22 protein-coding genes and 1 riboswitch are annotated in these 19,982 nt (G+C 48.6%); of the genes, 8 read left to right on the forward strand and 14 right to left on the reverse strand.

The features are described from left to right. Positions 1 to 193: 193 nt before the first annotated feature. The gene (locus KD147_RS09665; RefSeq protein ID WP_249319097.1) at positions 194 to 1,183 is read right to left on the reverse strand and encodes an LLM class flavin-dependent oxidoreductase; all 990 of its coding nucleotides are present in this window, start codon (positions 1,181 to 1,183) and stop codon (positions 194 to 196) included. Positions 1,184 to 1,398: 215 nt separating this feature from the next. Between KD147_RS09665 and KD147_RS09670 the strand changes: the two genes are divergently transcribed. From KD147_RS09670 to KD147_RS09680, 3 genes are all read left to right on the forward strand, one after another. After that, a complete protein-coding gene (locus tag KD147_RS09670) occupies positions 1,399 to 2,652 on the forward strand; it encodes a glycerophosphodiester phosphodiesterase family protein (protein ID WP_249319099.1) in 1,254 nt (417 codons plus the stop codon). A gap of 218 nt (positions 2,653 to 2,870) precedes the next feature. Further along, entirely contained in the window at positions 2,871 to 3,827 is a 957-nt protein-coding gene (locus KD147_RS09675) for an SPFH domain-containing protein (RefSeq protein WP_105254702.1), read from the forward strand. A gap of 16 nt (positions 3,828 to 3,843) precedes the next feature. Continuing rightward, positions 3,844 to 4,299: an NfeD family protein gene (locus KD147_RS09680; RefSeq protein ID WP_105254333.1), complete on the forward strand. Its 456-nt coding sequence runs from the start codon at positions 3,844 to 3,846 to the stop codon at positions 4,297 to 4,299. 96 nt (positions 4,300 to 4,395) lie between these two features. Here KD147_RS09680 and KD147_RS09685 read toward each other — a convergent pair whose 3' ends face one another. The 10 genes from KD147_RS09685 to KD147_RS09730 all read right to left on the reverse strand — a co-directional run bounded on the left by KD147_RS09685 (position 4,396) and on the right by KD147_RS09730 (position 11,123). Beyond that, on the reverse strand, positions 4,396 to 5,055 hold the full coding sequence (locus tag KD147_RS09685) for an ATP-binding cassette domain-containing protein (RefSeq protein WP_212547687.1): 660 nt from the start codon (positions 5,053 to 5,055) through the stop codon (positions 4,396 to 4,398). Continuing rightward, positions 5,042 to 5,725 carry a molybdate ABC transporter permease subunit gene (modB, locus tag KD147_RS09690; protein WP_199883022.1) on the reverse strand — a complete coding sequence of 228 codons (684 nt, stop codon included), beginning with the start codon at positions 5,723 to 5,725 and terminating at the stop codon, positions 5,042 to 5,044. The genes KD147_RS09685 and modB overlap by 14 nt, the downstream gene beginning before the upstream one ends. Next, the gene (gene modA, locus KD147_RS09695; protein WP_212547688.1) at positions 5,715 to 6,446 is read right to left on the reverse strand and encodes a molybdate ABC transporter substrate-binding protein; all 732 of its coding nucleotides are present in this window, start codon (positions 6,444 to 6,446) and stop codon (positions 5,715 to 5,717) included. The genes modB and modA overlap by 11 nt, the downstream gene beginning before the upstream one ends. Continuing rightward, positions 6,443 to 6,898: a molybdenum cofactor biosynthesis protein MoaE gene (locus KD147_RS09700; protein WP_105188814.1), complete on the reverse strand. Its 456-nt coding sequence runs from the start codon at positions 6,896 to 6,898 to the stop codon at positions 6,443 to 6,445. The genes modA and KD147_RS09700 overlap by 4 nt, the downstream gene beginning before the upstream one ends. A gap of 1 nt (position 6,899) precedes the next feature. Next, positions 6,900 to 7,148 carry a MoaD/ThiS family protein gene (locus KD147_RS09705; RefSeq protein ID WP_105188815.1) on the reverse strand — a complete coding sequence of 83 codons (249 nt, stop codon included), beginning with the start codon at positions 7,146 to 7,148 and terminating at the stop codon, positions 6,900 to 6,902. Next, positions 7,145 to 7,624 (reverse strand): cyclic pyranopterin monophosphate synthase MoaC, encoded by a 480-nt coding sequence (gene moaC / locus KD147_RS09710; RefSeq protein WP_105188816.1) that lies wholly within the window; start codon positions 7,622 to 7,624, stop codon positions 7,145 to 7,147. Before moaC ends, KD147_RS09705 begins: the two co-directional genes overlap by 4 nt. Positions 7,625 to 7,627: 3 nt before the next feature. Next, positions 7,628 to 8,173, reverse strand: coding sequence for a molybdenum cofactor biosynthesis protein B (moaB, locus tag KD147_RS09715; RefSeq protein ID WP_105188817.1), 546 nt, complete (start codon positions 8,171 to 8,173; stop codon positions 7,628 to 7,630). After that, a complete protein-coding gene (gene mobA / locus KD147_RS09720) occupies positions 8,157 to 8,720 on the reverse strand; it encodes a molybdenum cofactor guanylyltransferase (RefSeq protein ID WP_212547689.1) in 564 nt (187 codons plus the stop codon). Before mobA ends, moaB begins: the two co-directional genes overlap by 17 nt. A 4-nt stretch (positions 8,721 to 8,724) precedes the next feature. Beyond that, entirely contained in the window at positions 8,725 to 9,696 is a 972-nt protein-coding gene (moaA, locus tag KD147_RS09725; RefSeq protein ID WP_105188819.1) for a GTP 3',8-cyclase MoaA, read from the reverse strand. Next, positions 9,687 to 9,831, reverse strand: a riboswitch (molybdenum cofactor riboswitch). (Overlaps the previous gene by 10 nt.) A gap of 104 nt (positions 9,832 to 9,935) precedes the next feature. Next, positions 9,936 to 11,123, reverse strand: coding sequence for a hypothetical protein (locus KD147_RS09730; protein WP_212547690.1), 1,188 nt, complete (start codon positions 11,121 to 11,123; stop codon positions 9,936 to 9,938). A 154-nt stretch (positions 11,124 to 11,277) separates the two neighbouring features. Between KD147_RS09730 and moeB the strand changes: the two genes are divergently transcribed. Further along, positions 11,278 to 12,054 carry a molybdopterin-synthase adenylyltransferase MoeB gene (moeB, locus tag KD147_RS09735; protein ID WP_249319101.1) on the forward strand — a complete coding sequence of 259 codons (777 nt, stop codon included), beginning with the start codon at positions 11,278 to 11,280 and terminating at the stop codon, positions 12,052 to 12,054. Positions 12,055 to 12,086: 32 nt separating this feature from the next. Here moeB and KD147_RS09740 read toward each other — a convergent pair whose 3' ends face one another. Continuing rightward, complete coding sequence (locus KD147_RS09740) at positions 12,087 to 13,334, reverse strand: MFS transporter (protein ID WP_212547691.1); 1,248 nt, start codon at positions 13,332 to 13,334, stop codon at positions 12,087 to 12,089. Positions 13,335 to 13,610: 276 nt separating this feature from the next. Between KD147_RS09740 and KD147_RS09745 the strand changes: the two genes are divergently transcribed. Both KD147_RS09745 and KD147_RS09750 read left to right on the forward strand, forming a co-directional pair. Continuing rightward, positions 13,611 to 15,080: a NarK family nitrate/nitrite MFS transporter gene (locus KD147_RS09745; RefSeq protein ID WP_105188822.1), complete on the forward strand. Its 1,470-nt coding sequence runs from the start codon at positions 13,611 to 13,613 to the stop codon at positions 15,078 to 15,080. A gap of 50 nt (positions 15,081 to 15,130) precedes the next feature. Then, complete coding sequence (locus tag KD147_RS09750; protein ID WP_105188823.1) at positions 15,131 to 16,846, forward strand: bifunctional protein-serine/threonine kinase/phosphatase; 1,716 nt, start codon at positions 15,131 to 15,133, stop codon at positions 16,844 to 16,846. Here the strand turns inward: KD147_RS09750 and KD147_RS09755 are convergent. Together KD147_RS09755 and ubiU are read right to left on the reverse strand one after the other, a co-directional pair. After that, positions 16,838 to 17,716, reverse strand: coding sequence for a U32 family peptidase (locus KD147_RS09755; RefSeq protein WP_105188824.1), 879 nt, complete (start codon positions 17,714 to 17,716; stop codon positions 16,838 to 16,840). The genes KD147_RS09750 and KD147_RS09755 overlap by 9 nt on opposite strands. An 11-nt stretch (positions 17,717 to 17,727) precedes the next feature. After that, entirely contained in the window at positions 17,728 to 18,723 is a 996-nt protein-coding gene (ubiU, locus tag KD147_RS09760) for a ubiquinone anaerobic biosynthesis protein UbiU (protein WP_212547692.1), read from the reverse strand. Between the two features lie 339 nt (positions 18,724 to 19,062). Here ubiU and ubiT point away from each other — a divergent pair, with 339 nt between their 5' ends. Then, entirely contained in the window at positions 19,063 to 19,560 is a 498-nt protein-coding gene (ubiT, locus tag KD147_RS09765) for a ubiquinone anaerobic biosynthesis accessory factor UbiT (RefSeq protein WP_212547693.1), read from the forward strand. After that, on the forward strand, positions 19,557 to 19,982 hold the full coding sequence (locus KD147_RS09770; RefSeq protein ID WP_105188827.1) for a hemerythrin domain-containing protein: 426 nt from the start codon (positions 19,557 to 19,559) through the stop codon (positions 19,980 to 19,982). Before ubiT ends, KD147_RS09770 begins: the two co-directional genes overlap by 4 nt.

The following is a 19,982-nucleotide window of genomic DNA, read 5'->3' on the forward strand; positions in this document are numbered from 1 at the left end:
TCAACAAAGTAAATGTTTTTTTAACATAGAAAATGTCTAAAAGGGCTTATGGGTGGACCGAAAAGCTAGCTGAACTGCATTGTGAGTTATGGGGAAAATGACCAATTAATCAACGAGTTGTTTTTAATTGGCCATTATTGGCAGGGAGATATTCAAGCGCGTGTGAGCGATGCTCACCTGGCCTTGGGATTGTTCAGTTACCCTGGGCTATAAGCTCGTAGGAGCGTAAACGTGCTTGTTGATCATGAATGATGGCGTTAATCATGATTTCATCGGCGCCGGTGCGCGCCTGAAGGCCCCGCAGTCCGGCATGTACCTTGTCCTGATGGCCAACGATAGACTCACGCAACATATGGGTTACCTGCTGGCGCTCCGCCGCAGTCCAAATCATATCCATGTTCTCGGTCGGCGGCGGTATTAACCCCTCTTGCCCTCGCAGCATGCTAACAAACTTTTGCTGCCCGGTGGTGGCCAGAAACTCGGCTTCCTCATTGCTATCGGCGGCTATCACGTTCACCGCCACCATGACATAAGGCTCGGCCAGTTGTTGGCTCGGTTGAAACTGCTGGCGATACAATTCAATGGCACGCATCATAAAATCGGGAGCAAAATGCGAGGCAAATGCAAAGGGCAACCCCTTTTTCGCCGCCAACATGGCACTGTAGGTGCTTGAGCCCAATAACCACAGCGGTACCTGGGTGCCGACTCCGGGATAGGCGCGTACCCTTTGCCCAGGCTTGGCATCCCCAAGGAAATACGCCAGTTCATCGACTTGCGGCTCTAAATCTTCCGCCGCTCGCGGGTCGCGACGCAGTGCATGGGTGGTGGCACCATCGCTACCCGGGGCGCGGCCTATGCCGAGGTCAACGCGATCCGGAAATAAGGTCGCCAGCGTACCAAACTGCTCCGCCACCACCATGGGCGCATGGTTGGGCAACATCACGCCGCCGGAGCCTATGCGTATCTTGTCGGTATGGGCTCCGATGTAGGCCAACAGGGTTGAGGTGGCTGCGCTGGCGATATCGGGCATATTATGATGCTCTGCCATCCAAAAACGCTGATAACCCAGGCGTTCAACATGCTGCGCCAGCTCTTTTGCGCGCATTAACGCATCGCGGGTCGAGCTTCCCTGAACCACGGGAGCCAGGTCAAGCACGCTTAATGGGGGTAATTTTGCCATCATGTATTCACTGCCGTTGAAATTTGTAAGAAGGGTAGAGTAACAGCTTTGTTCGCTAACATTGAGACAGCTACAAACACATCTTTGTGGCTAAATCGGCATCAATCTTCAACATGAATGCCACAACGCTCTCCCTAGGCTTAGGCTAAGATAGAAGTGTCATAAAATTAACAAGGTCAAGGACTATGATCTGGACTATTTACGATGGGAACAAGTTCATGCGCGTCGTATTCATCACTACACCTTTCGCCTTGTTGCTAACGGCGTACGTCGTACCAAAGGCTAACGCCTCAGCAGCACTTATCGCAGCAGATACTCACATTCAGCTCGGCCCCCGCCCCTATGCGCTCGTTGATGCCATGGCACCCAGTGCGCTGAAAGACAAACTACTCGCCTGTGGTGACAAAGAATTTAAGGCCCATGCGTTTTCCATCGGTCATCGCGGGGCGCCGCTGCAATTTCCCGAACATACCCGCGAAAGCTACCTGGCTGCGGCACGCATGGGTGCCGGTACACTCGAATGCGATGTCACCTTTACCGCCGACAAGGAGCTGGTCTGTCGCCACTCTCAATGCGACCTGCATACCACCACCAATATTTTGCAAACCGAGTTGGCGGCCAAATGCTCAGAGCCTTTTACACCGGCTTCCACGCTCAAACCGGCCAGCGCCAAATGCTGTACCAGCGATATCACCCTGGCGGAGTTTAAAACCTTAAAGGGGAAAATGGATGGCGCCAACGAGCACGCCACGAACGTCGAAGACTATCTGCGCGGCACCGCCGACTGGCGCACCGACCTCTATGCCATCCAGGGCACACTGATGACCCATAGAGAAAGCATTGCCTTGTTTAAAGAGCTGGGCGTGCAAATGACGCCTGAGCTTAAAGCACCCAAGGTCAAGATGCCGTTTAAAGGCATGTCGCAAGCGGATTACGCCGCCAAAATGATCGGGGAATATCGCCAAGCTCAGGTGCCGCCAAGCCAGGTATGGCCGCAGTCTTTTAACCGCGATGATGTGCTTTATTGGCTTAACCACCACCCAGAGTTTGCCAGTCAGGCGGTATACTTGGATGGCCGTGAAAATGGCGTACATTTTGATCATCGCAAGCCACAAAGCTGGTCGCCAAGCATGGAAGAGCTGGCTAACCAGGGTATAGAAATGATCGCGCCGCCAATCTGGATGTTGCTTGATTTAGACAAAGACAACAACATAGTGCCCTCGGCCTATGCCAAGGCCGCTAAGAATGCGGGATTAAAGATCATTGCCTGGTCACTGGAGCGCTCAGGTCCATTAGAAGGTGGCGGCGGATGGTACTATCAGTCAATCACCGAGGCGGTAAACAATGACGGTGTGCTAATGCAGGTACTGGATGTGCTGGCGCAAGAAGTGGGCGTGAGCGCCGTCTTTAGCGACTGGCCGGCCACCACCACCTATTACGCCAATTGTCTGCTTGCAGCGGATGAAAATTAAAGAAGATTAAAAGTAAGTACACACCAATATAAATATCTCAGTAGGCCGTTTAATGCCATTTTAACTGATGACGCAAAACCGACTTAAGCCTCTAATTATTAGGGTAAAGTTTATATTTTTATGGCGCTATTAGGGACACAATGGTAGGCTTGAAGCGGCGCTTTATTAATCAACAACTAGCTAGCGCCCTAATTTCGGTCTTTTCTAAGGAGAGTAATATGGACCCCGTTTCGCAGATCCTCAACATGCTATTCACCGTTGAGGCATTTCTACTGATCTTCGTGATTGTGCTACTTAAAAGCAGCGTGAAGTTCGTTCCACAAAACCGCGCCTGGCTTATTGAGCGCTTTGGTAAGTATCAGTCCACCAAAGAAGCCGGTCTTAACTTTATCGTTCCTTTTATCGACCGTATCGCCGCCGATCGCAGCCTAAAAGAGCAAGCACAAGACGTTCCGTCACAGTCTGCAATCACCAAAGACAATATCTCGCTTATCGTAGACGGCGTGCTGTACTTCCGCGTGCTTGATCCATACAAAGCAACCTATGGTGTTGATGACTATGTGTTCGCCGTGACCCAATTGGCACAAACCACGATGCGTTCCGAGCTGGGTAAAATGGAGCTGGATAAAACCTTTGAAGAACGTGACTTGCTCAATACCAATATCGTCGCGGCAATCAACCAGGCCTCAGAGCCCTGGGGTATTCAGGTGCTGCGTTATGAAATTAAAGACATAGTGCCGCCAAATTCTGTGATGGAAGCGATGGAAGCCCAGATGAAGGCCGAGCGTGTAAAACGTGCGCAAATCCTAGAATCCGAAGGTGATCGTCAAGCTGCGATCAACGTCGCCGAAGGTAAGAAACAATCACAGGTACTGGCCGCTGAAGCGGAAAAGGCCGAGCAAATTCTTAGAGCCGAGGGTGAAGCCCAGGCCATTATCGCCGTGGCCGAAGCCCAAGCCGACGCCCTGCTTAAGGTCGGTGCTGCCGCCGATACCGAACAGGGTCAAAAAGCCATCCAGCTTGACCTGGCTACCAAGGCCATCGCCGCCAAAGAAGCCATCGCCCGCGAATCGTCAGTGGTGTTACTCCCTGAAAGCGGCACCGATGCGAGCTCTTTGGTAGCCCAAGGGATGTCCATCATTAACTCCCTTAATAACAAACAAAAAGTTAGTTAACGTATAGGAGAGTATTATGGAGTTCATCACCAACAACCTTGCCGAAGCCTTAATGATTTTGGGCGTACTTGCCCTTATCGTGGAGGTCGCGGTGCTGGGTATGTCGACCATTATTTTGCTGTTATTGGGTCTGTCGCTGTTGGCCACCGGGCTCATGATGAACTTTTCATTACTGGATAGCTCGTTAACCACGGCACTGTGGAGTAACACCCTGGTCACTGCAGCCTTAGCCCTCTTGCTCTGGAAACCACTTCAGCGCATGCAGGAGCAACGCGACAGCACCGAAGTGCACTCTGACTTTGCCGAGTTAACCTTTACGCTAACAGAAGATGTAGACGATGAGGGCTTAGCCCATTACGTCTACTCTGGTATCACCTGGAAACTTAAAAGTAGGCAGCCTCTTAGTGCTGGCACCTTGGTCAAGGTGGTGAAAAAAGAAGTGGGTGTGATGTGGGTGGAAGCGTCTGAATAACTCCCCCGCTGCACACCTGACCTGCGCGAAGAAGCGCACGCAATAAAGATAAGTACGAACACATCGCGGTGAGTTCGTACTTTTTTTATGGCGATGCTAACTAATACCACACTCTAGCAAGGCCGAGGTGGACGCTGAAATACTGGTTTGTTCAACGCACACTTGTGTTTCACACAAGATGTTTAACTCGTCGCTAATATGCGATACATAAACCAGTGATACCCCACCCTGTTGCAACCTGCGTAAATAATCCAATATCTTTTTCTTCAAACGCATGTCGATACCCGTCAGCGGCTCATCAAACAATAAAAAATCGGGCTCACTATAGATAGCCCGCGCGATGGCAACACGCCGTTGTTCACCGCCAGAAAGAAGGTGCGGCTTGCGTGTTAATAAATTTTCCAACTCCAACACCGATATTAGCTCTGACAACAAAGCCGGGTTTGCCTGCTTATTGCCAAAAGATATGTTCTTCAGCACATTAAGATGAGGGAATAAACAGGAATCCTGACAGACCACCCCAGCCCGGCGGTTCTCAGGCGGCACAAAGACACCCTGTTGTGAGTCCTGTAAACACCGTCCTGCCACTTCCACACGTCCAACCGCGCGGGGCTCAAAACCCGCCAGGATTCGTATCAATGACGTTTTTCCGCAACCTGACGCGCCGGTGATCCCCACACTGTGCACCTTCCCCGTATTGATCTCATAGCGTTGGCGTTGCTCCCCCCGAGCGAGCATACAGTTAATGACCAGCATGTTTTTGCCCGCCTCCTTTTAAGATATTAATAAAGGTTAGGGTAATAATGGCAAATACAAAGAGACCCAATGACATACGGTGAGCCGCGTCATAATCCATGGCTTCTACAGCATCAAAAATCGCGATTGAGAGCACTTGCGTTTCCCCTGGGATGTTACCACCTATCATCAAAATCACACCGAATTCACCCACGGTGTGAGCAAAGCACAATAGCGTCGCGCTCATAATGCCGTGTTTACATACGGGTAAGGTGACCCTGATAAAGGTTTGCAAGCGACCATAACCCAGGGAGCGGCCCATTTCGCTTAAGCGATGATCAAACTGGGCAAATGCACTTTGCAGTGGACCGATAACAAAAGGCAGCGAATACAACAACGAGCCCAATAAGATCCCAGTAAAAGAAAAGGCTAAAGGTCGCGACGTAAGTGCACTAAATTGTGAGCCGATAAAGGAGTCAGGAGAAAAGGCCACCAACAGATAAAAGCCTAACACGGTGGGAGGTAAAATAAGAGGAAGAGTGATCACAGACTCGACAACCCTGGCCATTATGCTGCGACTGGCATTGAGCCACCAAGCAAGAGGCAAGCCGACTAACATTAGAATCAAGGTCGTCAAAGTCGCCAACTTTACGGTCACCCAGAGCGCGTCATAGACGAGGTTACTGAGCATAGTCATCCACCTGTTCATAGCCCGTTTGGCGCAAAATCTGCTTAGCAATGGGGGTCGTTAAGAACTGGATAAACTGCTCTGCGGCTGGATTCGGCTGCTCTCCCAACAACGCTAGAGACTGCACTAAGGCTTGCTGACGAGGCAGCAGTTGATACGCTGTTTTTGGTGTTTTCTGGGCAAGCACCAAACTGTAAGCAACCAAGCCTACATCGGTGTTTTTCAAAGCGGTAAACTGAAAAGCCTGGCTGACATTAGCGGCTATAATGGCCTTACACGCTTGGAGACGCGGCATGTCAGCGAGTATGTTCTGCGCGGCGATGCCATAGGGCGCAAATTTTGGGTTCGCATAAGCCAGACGACAGTCACCAGGTAAGACATTCAGCACCTCTGCAATAGGCCTTTGTGCACTATAAAGTGCCAATTGCCCCTGGGCATAGTGGCGGGTATCACGCGCATACCCCTGTTGCAATAATAGCGCAGGTCGCTGAGTGTCCGCAGCGAAGAAGATATCGAAAGGGGCGCCGCGTCTTATTTGCTGGTACAGAACCCCCGTTGACGCGCTCGAAATACTAAACTGACCGCCATGCTCAGCTTGGTATGCAGCAACAAGTTGCTGTAGCGGTAACTTAAAGTTACTGGCTACGGCCAAACGTACGGGGTCCGCTTCAGCCTTTACCATCAGCGGCATCATGACTAACAGAGACAATGCCCAGAGTCTCATTCGGACTCACCCCAACGCGCTAATGCCAAAGTATCTTTGTCATTTTGCGCCAACCAAAGCTCTCCCTCTTGGCGCTGCTCCTTTTTCCAAAAAGGCGCTTCACTTTTCAAATGATCCATCACATATTCACACGCCAAAAAAGCTTTTTCCCGGTGTCTTGCAGCAACACCAACAAAAACAATTTGTTCATTGAGAGCTAAACTCCCCACTCGATGCACAACATCAATGTGCGGCACTTCAAAGCGCGCTTTAGCACGAGTGCAAATCGCTTCAAGGCTTTTTTGCGTCATTCCCGGATAGTGCTCCAAGGTGAGGCCGCTAACGGCCTCACCTTGATTGATATCACGCACTAATCCGACAAAACTGACGACGGCACCACAACTGCTGTCACGGCTTTGCAACTCCGTTATCAATGCCCCAACGTCAAAGTCCTCTTGGCAAACTCGGATCATTTTATCCCCCGGTCACCGGTGGGAAAAAAGCAACTTCATCACCATCGTTTACTGGCGTGTATTCATCGGCCATGCTTTGGTTTACTGCACCTAAGGTCTGTTTACTTTGTAAAAACTCCTCCCAGCTTTGCTCTCGCTGTACCAGCGCAGCGCGAACATCGGCTAAACAGGTTAAATCCCGATGGTGCAATTCAAGGCGTTCACATTTTAAAAGGTCACGTAAACGACCAAAAAACAAAACACTAATCATAGCTTCTCCTCAACATGATAATGACCAGACTTACCACCGCTTTTTTCCAAAACGTAAAGATCACCAATACGCATGGCAGGATCAACGGCCTTACACATATCAAAAATAGTCAGCGCAGCAACACTTGCCCCGGTCAAGGCCTCCATTTCCACCCCGGTCTGACCACAGAGTTTCGCTGAAGCTATGATGCGAATGCTGGCGTGCTCGGGTTCAAATTCAAAGTCTAAAGTCACTTGCGTAAGAGCCAGTGGGTGACACAAAGGGATCAAATCGGCACATTTTTTTGTTGCTTGTATACCGGCAATGCGGGCGACCTGAATAACATCGCCCTTTTTATGGCCGTGACTGCAAACAAGATCAAAGGCTTCTCGACTCATACTGATCCGCGCCTGCGCAAAAGCTTGGCGAATGGTGGCTTGCTTAGCACTGACATCGACCATTTGCGCCTTACCCTTGTCATCTAAATGAGTAAGCATTACCTACCCCCGACTTACGCATTGCAACACAGCACTCTTTTTCAAGTGCGGCACAAAATTACAGGGGCCATGACGAGCATCCAATTGTTCTTTAATCACTTCATACCAGGCTGTTTTACATGCATTGGTGGAGCCTGGCATGGCAAACATAACAACGCCATTGGCCATGCCTGCCACAGCACGAGATTGAATCGTTGAGGTACCAATATGCTTTTCAGAAATACTGCGAAAGACCTCACCAAAGCCTGGCACTTGTTTATCAAATAGCGGCGTTAAAGCCTCAGGGGTATTATCACGAGCAGTAAATCCGGTACCGCCAGTCACCAAAATAGCCTGTACATCATCGCTGGCAATCCACTGAGAAACACAGGCTCGGATCTGATAGATGTCATCCTTCACAATGGCCTTATCGGCAAGGTGGTGGCCACTTTCCAGCAAACCATCAACTAATGCCTGCCCAGAGGTGTCTGTTGCCTCATCACGTGTATCTGAAACGGTGAGCACGGCAATATTTAGAGCTTGAAATACTTTTTCAGCCAAATGCGACATAACTTACTTCCTTCTCGCTGAGCCGCGCCCATTGCTGCGGCGTGTTGGTATTGATTAAAAATTCTTTGTTTCGCAGCGGCAGACGCGCCGCCTGTAAATAATTAAGCAGGGCTTTGATGGAACAGTTTTGGCCGGTCATCAATTGCTTATTGAGGTAATCTCGGGTGTCTTGAGTCAACGGGATAACACAAGGTAAATTGCATTGTTCATAACACACAGCTCGGCCATGTTCTTCACTGTACGCCTGTAATTTACTGATAAGTCGATCGTTGAGTAACGGCATATCGACGGGAATAATTGTCAGCCAAGCATTGCCCTGTATTTCGCGACTTACGGCATGGATACCGCCTAAAGGGCCTCGTTTGGGATAGACATCGACAATACCCTTGCCCTTATTACGACTCACCCACAACTCTTGCGCACGACTGAGAGCGAGAGTTTTTAGACTGTGGTTTAATAAGCTGCCGCCGCGCCACGTCAATTCTGCTTTATCACGGCCCATCCGCGACGATTGTCCCCCCGCCAGTACAATACCAATGTGTTTCATCTGGCTAGCCTCCGATCATGGCAAGGTGTTTGGTCGCCCCCGAATTGCCCCCATGCAGACGATGCGCATCGGGCTTATGGGTGAGCAGTGCAGCGACCTGTTGATCAAGTAACGCTTGCTTGTCGGCATGCAAATAAGGCCTTAGGTCATAACCCGCATCGCCAAATAAGCACAGGTGTAGTTTAGCTTGTGATGAAATGCGCAAACGATTGCAGCTTTTGCAAAAGTCTTTGCTATAAGGGGCAATAAACCCAACCTTTCCGACTTTATTAGGGTGGCTAAATTCGCGCGCGGGGCCCGCGCTTCGTTCGCGCAGGGTTTCCACCCAGCCTTTGCTGTGAAGGTGATGAGCAACATGCTCGGCACTGACATGGTTGGCACGAAAGTAATCACCATTATCAGCCGTTTGCATCAACTCAATAAAACGTAACGTTAACGGCTTCTCTGCGGCCCAGGCAACAAGTTCATCAAGTTGCGCATAGTTATACTGGCGCAACAACACGGTGTTTACTTTAACGCTGGCGATCCCCGACTCTATTGCCTGGTCGATACCACTAAGCAGGTCATCCAAAGCATCGCGGCCGATGATGGCTTTAAGCATACGTGGATCAAGGCTGTCGCAGCTAATGTTAATGGCATCCAATCCTGCTTGCTGCCAGGCAGAGAGATGACGACTGAGCTGATAGCCATTGGTTGTTAACGCTACTTTTTCGATTCCCGGGGTTTGCTTAAGAACAGCAATAATGTCACTTAAATCTCTTCGTAAAGCGGGTTCTCCACCGGTCAGGCGGATTTTTCGAATACCGTTACGAGCAAAGGATTCGGCTAAGATCGCAATATTATCAAGGGATAAACTATGCGCTTTACCCTCGCATTCAAAGCCATCGGGCAAACAGTAATTACAACGGTAATTACAAAGGTCAGTGATCGATAGGCGCAAGTAACTAAACGTGCGCCCTTGTGGGTCTTGTAGCATGTGCAACACCTTTCCAAATACGGGAGGCTTAAAAATTTCTTTTTAAACCCGGTGCGCGAATATCAGCTTCGCGTCACGGCCAAAAAACCATACCTAAAGGCTAAGGCTTTTAAGGCTTCGGAGTTGTTCTAATTTATGTTCTCATGGTATTGCAGAGCGTGGACATAAACCATACAACTGGATGAGTAGGGATATACGCCCGTCCTACTCCCTTAGGGGTAGGACGGGCGGTCTGGGGATTAAAATTGAGCGTGAATCATCAACCACACTTTGGTGCGATCGCTCTGGTATCCATCTTCATCATAGGTGGCCAATTTACCTATCACTTTAAAGGTCTTATCGAGCGCTTTAACCGCCGTCACATTCAATTCACTGCCATAGCTTTGGCTTGTTTCGCTGGCGCTATAATCATGATAACTGGCACTAAGCTTGATGTTCGCGACTTTACCGGCAAGGGTCACATAGAGATCTTCCAAACCATCGGCGGGCGTCGTTAAAAACACATCGGCAAAACCATTAAATTTATGCAGGGTTGCCAGAGGCGTTTGGAAAGCGAGCCCATTGTCACTGCTTAAACGCTCCCCACCGACAGTGAACTTAATGTTATCCAGCTGATAACTTGCATCAGCGGCAATATAGTCATTACTGAAGTCATCAAGGTTGTCACTGCCATCACTTTGATAAGCATACGCAAGGTGAAGTGCGAATTGCTCGAATTGGCCGTTATAGTCAATGCCTAGGGTACGGCTGGCCATCTGTGACTTATCAAAGCCTAAGTCATAGTAAAAGCCCTGAACACTGTGCTGTTTATTAATCGCATAGTTAACATCTAAAAGGTGTAAATCGCCACCGAGGTCGGCCTTAGCGCCATCGGGACCAAAAATACGATTAACATTGTATATATAGGCATAACTGGTAGTCAGGTTATCGCTGGCTTGATAGCTCATACTCAAGGCGTCATAGGTCTGTTCATTTTGACGCCAGCCAACATTGCCAATGAATCGGCTGTTGCCACGGATAATACGTTGACGACCTAATGTGCTCTTAAAGCCTCCGTGAGCAAAGGCAAGTTGTGCACGGTTGATTTCCGTTCCTTGAGGATCAGCGACAACAGGGTATTGCGACTTCTGATTAAACGTACTGTTGTAATTATCATTTCCTAAGGCTGTCACATCATCCACTTCGAGCAGCAATTGAAACCCTTGCCAAACGCCAGATTGATAACCTAACCGTGTTCTGAGTGTCGAGGCATTGGCCTGTTTATCTTTGCCGTCTTGATCAACGAACTCATAACGGTAACGCAAATCCAGGCTGCCCTGCCCTGCTTTGAGCGCTTGCACCATACCGCCGGCCTCATCAGCCATCGCCATCGGTGTTGTCAGTAACCCTAGTATACTTAAAGTCGTCCAGTAGCTTGCTTTCATCATTAGTTCCCCTGTTTTGGTTCTGACAGAACCTTACGCTCATACAACGAAGCTAACTTGATCAATATCAATATTTTCAGGCACATACCGACTCTGCTTTACGGCTACTCACTGCGAGGTATTGCCCCGCTACCTCGTACATAATATAAAGAAGCGAATGTTAAGAGGTACCGGGTTAACCAAGATGCAAGAACTCAACGATGTACAGGCATTACGCTACTGTCGCCATATTTTGTTGCCGCAGGTCGACTATGAGGGACAAGAAAAACTGCTCGCCAGTAAGGTGTTAGTCATTGGTTTAGGAGGGCTTGGCAGCGCCTGTGTTCCCTATCTTGCGAGCGCCGGTATTGGCACTCTGACGTTAGTCGATTTCGATACCATCGAAGTCACCAATCTGCAGCGACAAGTGATTTACGCCGAAAATGAAGTAGGTCAGAGCAAGGCGCACTGTGCGGCCCGCTTTGTCGCCCAGCAAAACAGTGCCTGTCACGTCGATGTAATAGCAGAGAAGTTAACCGAAGAACAACTTACACACTGTATTGCCGAACATGATTTGGTACTTGATTGCACCGATAACCTAGCCACTCGCCAAGCCATTAATCACGCATGCTATAAAAGCAGAACCCCCCTTGTATCGGGCGCGGCTATCCGCTTCGAAGGTCAAGTGACGAGCTTTACCTATGCCCCCGGCACCCCTTGCTATCAATGTTTTAGCGACAGGTTCAGCGAACAAAACCTGAGCTGTGTTGAATCGGGAGTGATCGCCCCCCTAGTAGGGATTATCGGCTCCTACCAGGCACTCGAAGCAATCAAAATTCTCATCGGCATAGGTCGACCTTACGTCGGTCGCTTGTTGATGTTTGATGGTCTAAGCGGCGACTGTCGCGAGTTTTCATACCCAGCTCAACAACAATGCCCAGTGTGCAACGGATAACCCCTTACTAACAAGGGGTTATCAAATGCCGGCTACCTTAAAAAGTTGTCCTGTACGGCTTGCTTATAGGCTTGCGCCTTGAGCTCTCCCGCTTGCGCTAAATACATGGCGACCATGCAAGCCGCGAGCACGCCGTAGAGCAACATAAAGCTGGCACTGTAGATTCCAACCAGATCTTCGACAATGCCGAATAGGATGAGTAAGCTTGACCCCCCCAAGGCACCAATAGCAGCAACGAAACCACTGGCACTGGGAAGCTGACGGGGATAATGCTGGCGAATATCTTTAAAGATGGCGGTGCGGCCAAAACCTTGCGCTATACCCATGATAAATACCAAGGCAATAAAGAAGATAAATGGCAGCTCGATATGAAAACTCACTTCTTTATCGATACCATGAATAGTCATTGAAGTTGGTGGGTAGCTAAGGAAGAAAAGACAAACTAAGCATACCCAAAACACGCCCCAATTGACCGCCTTGGCTCCGTACAAGTCGGCAAACCAGCCGCCCAATGCTCGCATCATTGAAGAGCTCAAAATAAACAAGGCGGTGATCAACATCGCCGTATTGTCGCTGTGCCCGTAGGCATTCATCAAATACTGAGGCAGCCAGTTTATCAGCGCCAGATAACTGCCAAACACAAAGTAGTAATACAGGCCGTGCAGCCAAAGACGTCGCTCCCGCCAAGGTTTTAATGGTGCCATAGCGGGCAGCTTCATTGCCTCTGGCAACTTAGGTGCTGCAAATTTAAAGAGCACCATAACAACCAACATGATAACCAGCATCAGCCAACCGAGATACTGGCCATGACTCCAATCATAAAGCCAGGGAAAAAGTAACAAGGGAACGGCCGCCCCCGCGTTGCCAGCACCAAACACGCCCATCGCGGTACCTTGTTTTGCACTGTCATACCACGGAGACACATAACTGAGGCCGATGGTAAAGGAGCAACCTGCGAGGCCAAGCCATAAACCCACGGCGAGATAGCCGCCATAACTGCTCACCATATCGAGTGCAATAAGCGACGGTAGCAGTAGCGCCATTTGCACTAACCACAGGCGCCGGGCACTGAACCGTTCAAGCAAGTAACCTACGGGCCAACGCAATACGGAGCCACTTATCAATGGCGCCGCCAGTAACAGACCAAACTCGGTTGCACTCAACCCTAACGCTTGACGCAGTTCGTTTCCCAATGCAGCAAACACCACCCACACGGCAAAGTTACAAGCAAAGACCAATGTCGCTATGCTCAGAGCACGATTCGCTTGATACAAGCTCATAGTTTCTCCTGGTTAGTGTTTGCAGCTGATATTGCCTATTTGAGCAAGGCAGCTCGGTTTTGTCTTTACCCCCAAATAGCTGCCGCGGCAAACAAAACACCGTGAAATAAAAATAACCTTATTTTTCATAACACTAAACAAAAACGAACTACCTAATTGTAGGTATCTATATGTTTTATAAGAAGTTTATAAACTCTCCATCTTGACCTACATCAAATAACTAAAGCCCGTAACGGTCACACTTGATGTCAGTTAAATACCGTTTAGAGGTAAATTATGAGTACCGGAATAAACTTACTTAATTTTAGCGACCCTAAAATAAAAACATTACATATAACTTGGTTTGCATTCTTTTTGACCTTTGCGCTGTGGTTTTCCCATGCCCCGCTGCTGGTTTCTATTAAAGAAGCATTGGACTTAAGTTCGGCGCAAATTAAAGCCTTATTAATTCTCAATGTGGCCCTGACTATTCCCGCACGGATTGTCATCGGGATATTAGTCGATAAGTATGGACCACGAAAAACCTTCTCTAGTTTATTGCTCATTTCCTCGTTCATTAGCTTTGGCTTTGCCTTTGCGGATAACTTCGAACAACTGGCTCTGTTTCGCTTCCTGCTAGGCTTTGTTGGCGCAGGCTTTGTTATTGGCATTCGTATGGTCGGTGAATGGTTCCCTGCAAAGCAAGTGGGTGTCGCCGAAGGCATCTACGGCGGCTGGGGTAACTTTGGCTCCGCCGCTGCCGCAATGACGCTGCCCACACTCGCACTGCTTTACGGTGGTGATAACGGCTGGCGTTATGCATTAGCAAGCATAGGCACTATTGCGGGTCTGTATGGGGTGTTTTATTTCTTTGTTGCTCAGAACACTCCTAAAGGCTCCACTTATTTTAAACCAAAAAAAGCGGGCGGCTTAGAAGTCACAAGCTGGAAAGATTTCTACTTTTATATTTTGATGAACGTGCCCATGTACATTGCGCTTGCCGTACTAAGCTGGAAACTATCACCTGCGGGTGTGAAGTTGTTATCAAGCGAAACAATGTACATGTTGTGGGCTGTGTTAGCCGTGCTATTTTTCATTCAATTTAGAGCGATTTGGCAGGTCAACAAGGAACACCTTCAAGCCGGCGTACCAGAACTAGAAAAGTACAGCTTCAAGCAGGTCGCTATATTAGATGTCTCTTACTTTATTACCTTTGGTTCAGAGTTGGCAGTGGTATCAATGTTACCGCTATTCTTTATCGAGACCTTCGAGGGCCTTGATCCGGTGAAAGCGGGCCTGCTTGCCTCTGGTTTTGCATTTATGAACTTAGTATCACGCCCGACCGGAGGTTGGTTCTCAGACAAGCTAGGTCGCCGTAAGAGCTTAATGTTCCTGATCGCAGGGTTAGCGCTGGGTTACTACATTCTCAGTACCGTTGATAGTTCTTGGGCCATTCCACTAGCGGTGCTCGCAACCATGGCCTGTTCGTTCTTCGTTCAAGCCGGTGAGGGTGCGGTATTTGCTATTGTGCCCTTGATTAAACGCCGGATGACCGGACAAATTGCTGGAATGGCAGGGGCTTATGGTAATGTTGGTGGGGTCACCTACCTGACCATTTTGTCTTTTGTTGACTACAGCACCTTCTTCTTGGTCATTGCGGCATCGGCAGTGTTTGGCTTCTTTATCGCGATGATGTTAGATGAACCTAAGGGACAAATGGCAGAAACCATGCCTGATGGAACTGTTCACCTGATCAATGTTGAATAGGCTCCTATAAAGTCGACAATTTAACACAATGAAGGCATGAGAAAGGCACAATGTCACTAACACAACTACAGGTCACCATAAGCCAACATACTGAGCAAGGCGTTAAGGCTCTTAACGAAGATGCCATTGCTGCCTATGTTCCAGATGGCCATACCCTGACTCACAAGGGCGTCATTGCCTGTGTAGCTGACGGCGTCAGTAGTGCCGAGGCCGGCAAGGAAGCCAGCCATTATGCTTGTAAGCACTTTATTGAAGAATATTCCCAAACCCCCGAGACCTGGTCAGTGGCACACAGTGTGCAAAAAGTACTGACCACGATTAACCTTCAGCTTTTTAAAAAAAGCCACGCGTACCACACCGAGCTGAAAGGCTTCTTGACGACCTTCAGTGGTATCGTCATTAAGTCGCACACGCTGCACCTCTTTCATGTTGGAGACTCGCGTGTTTATCTTCTGCGCGATAAACACTTGCAGCAACTGAGCCGCGATCACATCGCCCAAACGGGCGATAAAGCAACCTTAGCACGTGCCGTGGGTATGGATAACAACCTGCATATCGACTTTACGACACACACACTGAAGCAAGGCGACATCTTGTTGTTAACCTCGGATGGGGTCCATGATTTTGTGCCAGAACCCATGCTGATACACGAACTCAGCAAAGTAACCTTTGATGACGCTGCGCAACGCCTGGTTACCTTAGCCAAAGAACATAACAGTGATGATAACCTCAGTGCGGTTGCGGTCCGTATCGATTTACTGCCGGATAAAAGCCTCAATGATTACAATCAAGAGCTCACGCAACTACCCTTCCCACCTGAGCTAGAAGTGGGCATGAAGCTGGATGGCTATCGCATCGATAAAGAATTGTTCGCGTCAAGTCGCAGCCAGATATATTTGGTCAGTGACGAGCAAAGCCAGCGCCGCTATGTAATGAAAACCCCCTCGGTAAATTACTGTGACGACAGCAACTATATAGAGCGTTTTATTCAAGAAGAGTGGATTGGCAAGCGCATTGATAGTCCACACGTGGTTAAAGTGATCTGCCAGCCACGCCCTCGCACCTGCTTGTATTATCTCATGGAATACATCGATGGCTGCTCACTTGACCAATGGCTGGCGCAAACCAAGCCCACCCCAAAGCAAATTATGGCGGTGATCAGCCAAATCGCCGAAGGACTCAAGGCGTTTCATGGTAAAGAAACCATTCACCAGGACTTAAAACCCGGGAATATCATGGTTAGCCATGACGGCAGCGCCAAGATCGTTGATTTTGGCTCTGTTTTCATCGCCGGTATTGCTGAAATAGCCACCCCCCTGCAACATCATGGGGTACTGGGCACAGCCAGTTACTCGGATCCGCAGTATCTTTTTGGTAAAAATTCAACCATCCAGGGAGATATCTATGCGCTAGCTACCATAGTCTATGAAGCCTTCACCGGTAAACTCCCCTATGGCAGCCGCATAGAACAATGTAACTCGCGCTTTGAGTTTGATCGCCTCCATTATATTCCCGCCAACCGCTATAATCCCGTGATTCCATTTTGGTTCGACAAGGCGCTAGAGAAAGGCGTAAAAATCAACCTTGAAGAGCGCTATCAACGTCTTGATGATTTAATGGCGGATTTGCTTGAGCCTAACCCAGCCTTTTTTGACGAGCATCCGAAAATAAATGAAAGCCAAAGCAAGCTGCGTTTTTGGCAGCTTGTCTCTGGCTTTTGGTTACTGGTAAGCCTTATTTTGGTCGCCCTGTTTAGCCTAGCTTGATATATCCATACCGGCGATTTTAAACCAATAGCCATTGCATTCTTTGTCGGTATTAAGCGCCATCGGATAAGTACCATCCTCATTAGTTCGGAACCTATCTAGCATCACCAAAGTCTGCTCGGACTCGGGGCTTAAGCGCACAATATCAACCAGCCCCCCCATAGTTACCTGCTCGTTTATCAGGTTATATTTAAGTCCGGACTGAGTCTGTAGGCCGTTAAGAACAAAGATTTCTTTATTATCCTGAGTATTAACCACCCGGCCGTTAGGGTATTCAATACAACACAGATTACATTGATCCTTATGGCGATTCTCAGAACGCGCGGTAAAACAACGTGAGCTGTAAGCCAACGGCAAGTGGCCATAGGCGAAAACCTCCACCTCCAGTTGCCCATTGATATCACTTAACAGGGGTGAGGTGCGTATTTCTTTCAACCAGGTACGTGACATTTCCACGGGCATCACCCAACGCCGCATGCCTTTTTTAAATAACAGTCTGACGGTCTCAGCGTTATAGCAGTTGATTGCCGGACCAATCACAAAGGGAACCCGGTTTTGCTCCAGTTGATTGACCGCTGCGAGATCATTGGCCTCAACCGTAAAGCCTGATTCATCGCAGTACCGCCTTAACATAAAGAGATCTGACGGTGTCTCCAGCAAAGCCAGTGACGACAAACAGACTTCTTTTCCCGCAGCCTTGAGGTTATTGGCAATGCGTAACCAATCCCGGAGTTTCATTTCACGGCGTTTTGAACACACGGTTTCACCAAGGTAAATGATGTCAGCGCTGCTTTCAGCTGCTTGCTCGTAGAAAGCTTCTACTTTTTCCTTAGGCCAGTAGTAAAGGAGAGGACCAAGTGCATATTTCATCTGTGTGGCTCCTATTTCCATTTTTTATGATATGCACCCAAGGTTGTTTGGCTGCCTTCAGAGTATTTTTGCAAACACCGTTGTGCTTGCTCGCTGGGTGAAAAATGTTTTGCATCGCTACGGCAAGCATCAATAGCTTGACGCCAGGTTCTGGTTACATCTGCGACATAGGTTGGACTGCGTTGACGACCCTCTATTTTGATGGCACTAATCCCTAACGCCATAAGCTCGGGCAGCAATTCCATACTGTTCAAACTCGTGGGTTCTTCGAGCACATGATATTGATTACCAGCAACAGCAAAGCGACCTTTACAAAGGGTTGGATACCCCGCCTTCTCCTGTGGCGAAAAACGGTCAATAACAATGTCGTTCAAGCGGGTTTCCAGAACGGATTCACTGTCCCTGTATTCAACGAAGCGTGCCGGAGAACAGGCACCCGCGGTATTAGGGGACTCGCCGGTCAGGTAGGATGATAGATAACAGCGCCCTTCGGCCATAATACAGAGGCTGCCGTAGGCAAAAACTTCCAGCTCGACGGGACAGTGCCGCGCTAGCTGTCTAATTTGGTGAATGGATAGCACCCGGGGCAACACCACTCGCGACACATTAAAACTATCTTTAAGTAATGCTATCGCCCCCAGGTTGGTCGCCGAAACCTGCACAGAGGCATGCAGTTCCACTTCAGGGTAACGAGTGGAGCAGTATTCCAACATGGCCAAGTCGGCCACGATGAGCACATCGGCACCGAGCTCTACGGCGCGATCGATCGCGGCTTGCCATAACCGTGTTTTATCAGGATGAGCGAACGTATTAATAGCAATGTGTAATCGTCGTTGATGACGACGAATATATTCAACCCCCATCTCTAATTGCTTGGGCGAAAAATTAAGGCCCGCAAAATGGCGTGCGTTGGTTTGATCTTTGAAACCAATATAAACCGCATCGGCGCCATTATCGACCGCCGCTTGCAATGATTTATAGCTGCCGGCAGGGCACAATAATTCCATGTCTTAACTCCGTGCTTATCAACATAAAGTAACGCCCAGAATAAAGGCCTGACCCTGTCAAAGCTTGATCTAGATTAAGCTTGCGCGGTCTCTACCTATTCATCGCCAATGCCCATGTTTAGCTTACCCATTGTGTATTAGCTATAGGCGCACTCCCTTATCATGCAGCACACCTAGATGGTCCTGCATCCCCTTTAATGCCACTTTTTACGCCCCGGATCCCAACCCATAACGGCAAACCTAATTATCAACCAAGAAACTGCCCTTATGTTGATTTGGATTAACACCTTTTAGAATAAAAAAAATAAAATAAGACATTGATTTATAAGAGGTTAACGAATGAAAAACTACCTAGAAAGCAGTATTAAAAATGGCTTAGCTATACTACCTATTATGGGCAGTAAACTACTGGCAGCCATGCCAAATGTGGTGCAAAAAGCCCCTTTACAACAAGTGCTTAACTATGTTTTCCGAGAGGAGTTGGGCACCGGCGAGCTTGAGTTTCTTGCCGGGCGCATTTTGAGGTTAGAAGTCACGGATTTACACCATTGTTGGTACATAGGCTTGATTCAAGGGTCGTTAAAAATCATTGAAGGGCCACACTTCGACGTTGAATTTAAAGGCCAACTTAATGACTTTATCCGATTAAGTGCAGGCAGAGCCGACCCGGACCAATTGTTCTTTAATCGTCGTTTGGCTATCGCCGGTGATACCGAGCTTGGCTTAGAAATTAAGTCCTGCCTGGAAAACCTAGACCCGCAAAACTTACCTAAACCGCTGCATTGGCTGAGCCAGAGCCATTGCAATCTATTAGAAAAATATGGATTTGACCTATGACACAGTTAATTAGCTTTTATTTCGAAGCAGATCACAAACGTCTTGATGCGCTGTACAACCAGTTTATAGCTCAACAGGGCACAAGGCAGGCTAGCGCATATTTTCATGCCTTTAGACAAGGCTTAGAGCAGCATATTCGCTGGGAAGAAAGCGTGTTATTTCCATTTTTTGAACAAAAAACAGGGATGAATCAAGGACCAACAAGGGTAATGACCATAGAGCATCAAGAAATCGTTGCGCTTAATAGCCAGATAAGTGAGCAACTGGAGCATCAGCAACCCATAGCGCCACTGTTGCACCGCCTCGAGTCGTTATTAAGTGAACATAACGACAAAGAAGAACAGGTACTGTATCCAATGCTGGACCAACGCAGTAGTGAGGAAGAAAAAGCCGCTTTGTTTCTACAGATCACCCAGCTATGA

Origin of the sequence: Pseudoalteromonas sp. BDTF-M6, from assembly GCF_018334135.1 — a bacterium.
Classification (GTDB): Bacteria; Pseudomonadota; Gammaproteobacteria; order Enterobacterales; family Alteromonadaceae; genus Pseudoalteromonas.

What these genes read in the sequence shown, in the direction of transcription:
- KD147_RS09665 (WP_249319097.1), bottom strand. Translation starts at nt 1,183, where the DNA reads ATGATGGCAAAATTACCCCCATTAAGCGTGCTTGACCTGGCTCCCGTG.
- KD147_RS09670 (WP_249319099.1), top strand. Translation starts at nt 1,399, where the DNA reads ATGCGCGTCGTATTCATCACTACACCTTTCGCCTTGTTGCTAACGGCG.
- KD147_RS09675 (WP_105254702.1), top strand. Translation starts at nt 2,871, where the DNA reads ATGGACCCCGTTTCGCAGATCCTCAACATGCTATTCACCGTTGAGGCA.
- KD147_RS09680 (WP_105254333.1), top strand. Translation starts at nt 3,844, where the DNA reads ATGGAGTTCATCACCAACAACCTTGCCGAAGCCTTAATGATTTTGGGC.
- KD147_RS09685 (WP_212547687.1), bottom strand. Translation starts at nt 5,055, where the DNA reads ATGCTGGTCATTAACTGTATGCTCGCTCGGGGGGAGCAACGCCAACGC.
- modB (WP_199883022.1), bottom strand. Translation starts at nt 5,725, where the DNA reads ATGCTCAGTAACCTCGTCTATGACGCGCTCTGGGTGACCGTAAAGTTG.
- modA (WP_212547688.1), bottom strand. Translation starts at nt 6,446, where the DNA reads ATGAGACTCTGGGCATTGTCTCTGTTAGTCATGATGCCGCTGATGGTA.
- KD147_RS09700 (WP_105188814.1), bottom strand. Translation starts at nt 6,898, where the DNA reads ATGATCCGAGTTTGCCAAGAGGACTTTGACGTTGGGGCATTGATAACG.
- KD147_RS09705 (WP_105188815.1), bottom strand. Translation starts at nt 7,148, where the DNA reads ATGATTAGTGTTTTGTTTTTTGGTCGTTTACGTGACCTTTTAAAATGT.
- moaC (WP_105188816.1), bottom strand. Translation starts at nt 7,624, where the DNA reads ATGCTTACTCATTTAGATGACAAGGGTAAGGCGCAAATGGTCGATGTC.
- moaB (WP_105188817.1), bottom strand. Translation starts at nt 8,173, where the DNA reads ATGTCGCATTTGGCTGAAAAAGTATTTCAAGCTCTAAATATTGCCGTG.
- mobA (WP_212547689.1), bottom strand. Translation starts at nt 8,720, where the DNA reads ATGAAACACATTGGTATTGTACTGGCGGGGGGACAATCGTCGCGGATG.
- moaA (WP_105188819.1), bottom strand. Translation starts at nt 9,696, where the DNA reads ATGCTACAAGACCCACAAGGGCGCACGTTTAGTTACTTGCGCCTATCG.
- KD147_RS09730 (WP_212547690.1), bottom strand. Translation starts at nt 11,123, where the DNA reads ATGATGAAAGCAAGCTACTGGACGACTTTAAGTATACTAGGGTTACTG.
- moeB (WP_249319101.1), top strand. Translation starts at nt 11,278, where the DNA reads ATGTTAAGAGGTACCGGGTTAACCAAGATGCAAGAACTCAACGATGTA.
- KD147_RS09740 (WP_212547691.1), bottom strand. Translation starts at nt 13,334, where the DNA reads ATGAGCTTGTATCAAGCGAATCGTGCTCTGAGCATAGCGACATTGGTC.
- KD147_RS09745 (WP_105188822.1), top strand. Translation starts at nt 13,611, where the DNA reads ATGAGTACCGGAATAAACTTACTTAATTTTAGCGACCCTAAAATAAAA.
- KD147_RS09750 (WP_105188823.1), top strand. Translation starts at nt 15,131, where the DNA reads ATGTCACTAACACAACTACAGGTCACCATAAGCCAACATACTGAGCAA.
- KD147_RS09755 (WP_105188824.1), bottom strand. Translation starts at nt 17,716, where the DNA reads ATGAAATATGCACTTGGTCCTCTCCTTTACTACTGGCCTAAGGAAAAA.
- ubiU (WP_212547692.1), bottom strand. Translation starts at nt 18,723, where the DNA reads ATGGAATTATTGTGCCCTGCCGGCAGCTATAAATCATTGCAAGCGGCG.
- ubiT (WP_212547693.1), top strand. Translation starts at nt 19,063, where the DNA reads ATGAAAAACTACCTAGAAAGCAGTATTAAAAATGGCTTAGCTATACTA.
- KD147_RS09770 (WP_105188827.1), top strand. Translation starts at nt 19,557, where the DNA reads ATGACACAGTTAATTAGCTTTTATTTCGAAGCAGATCACAAACGTCTT.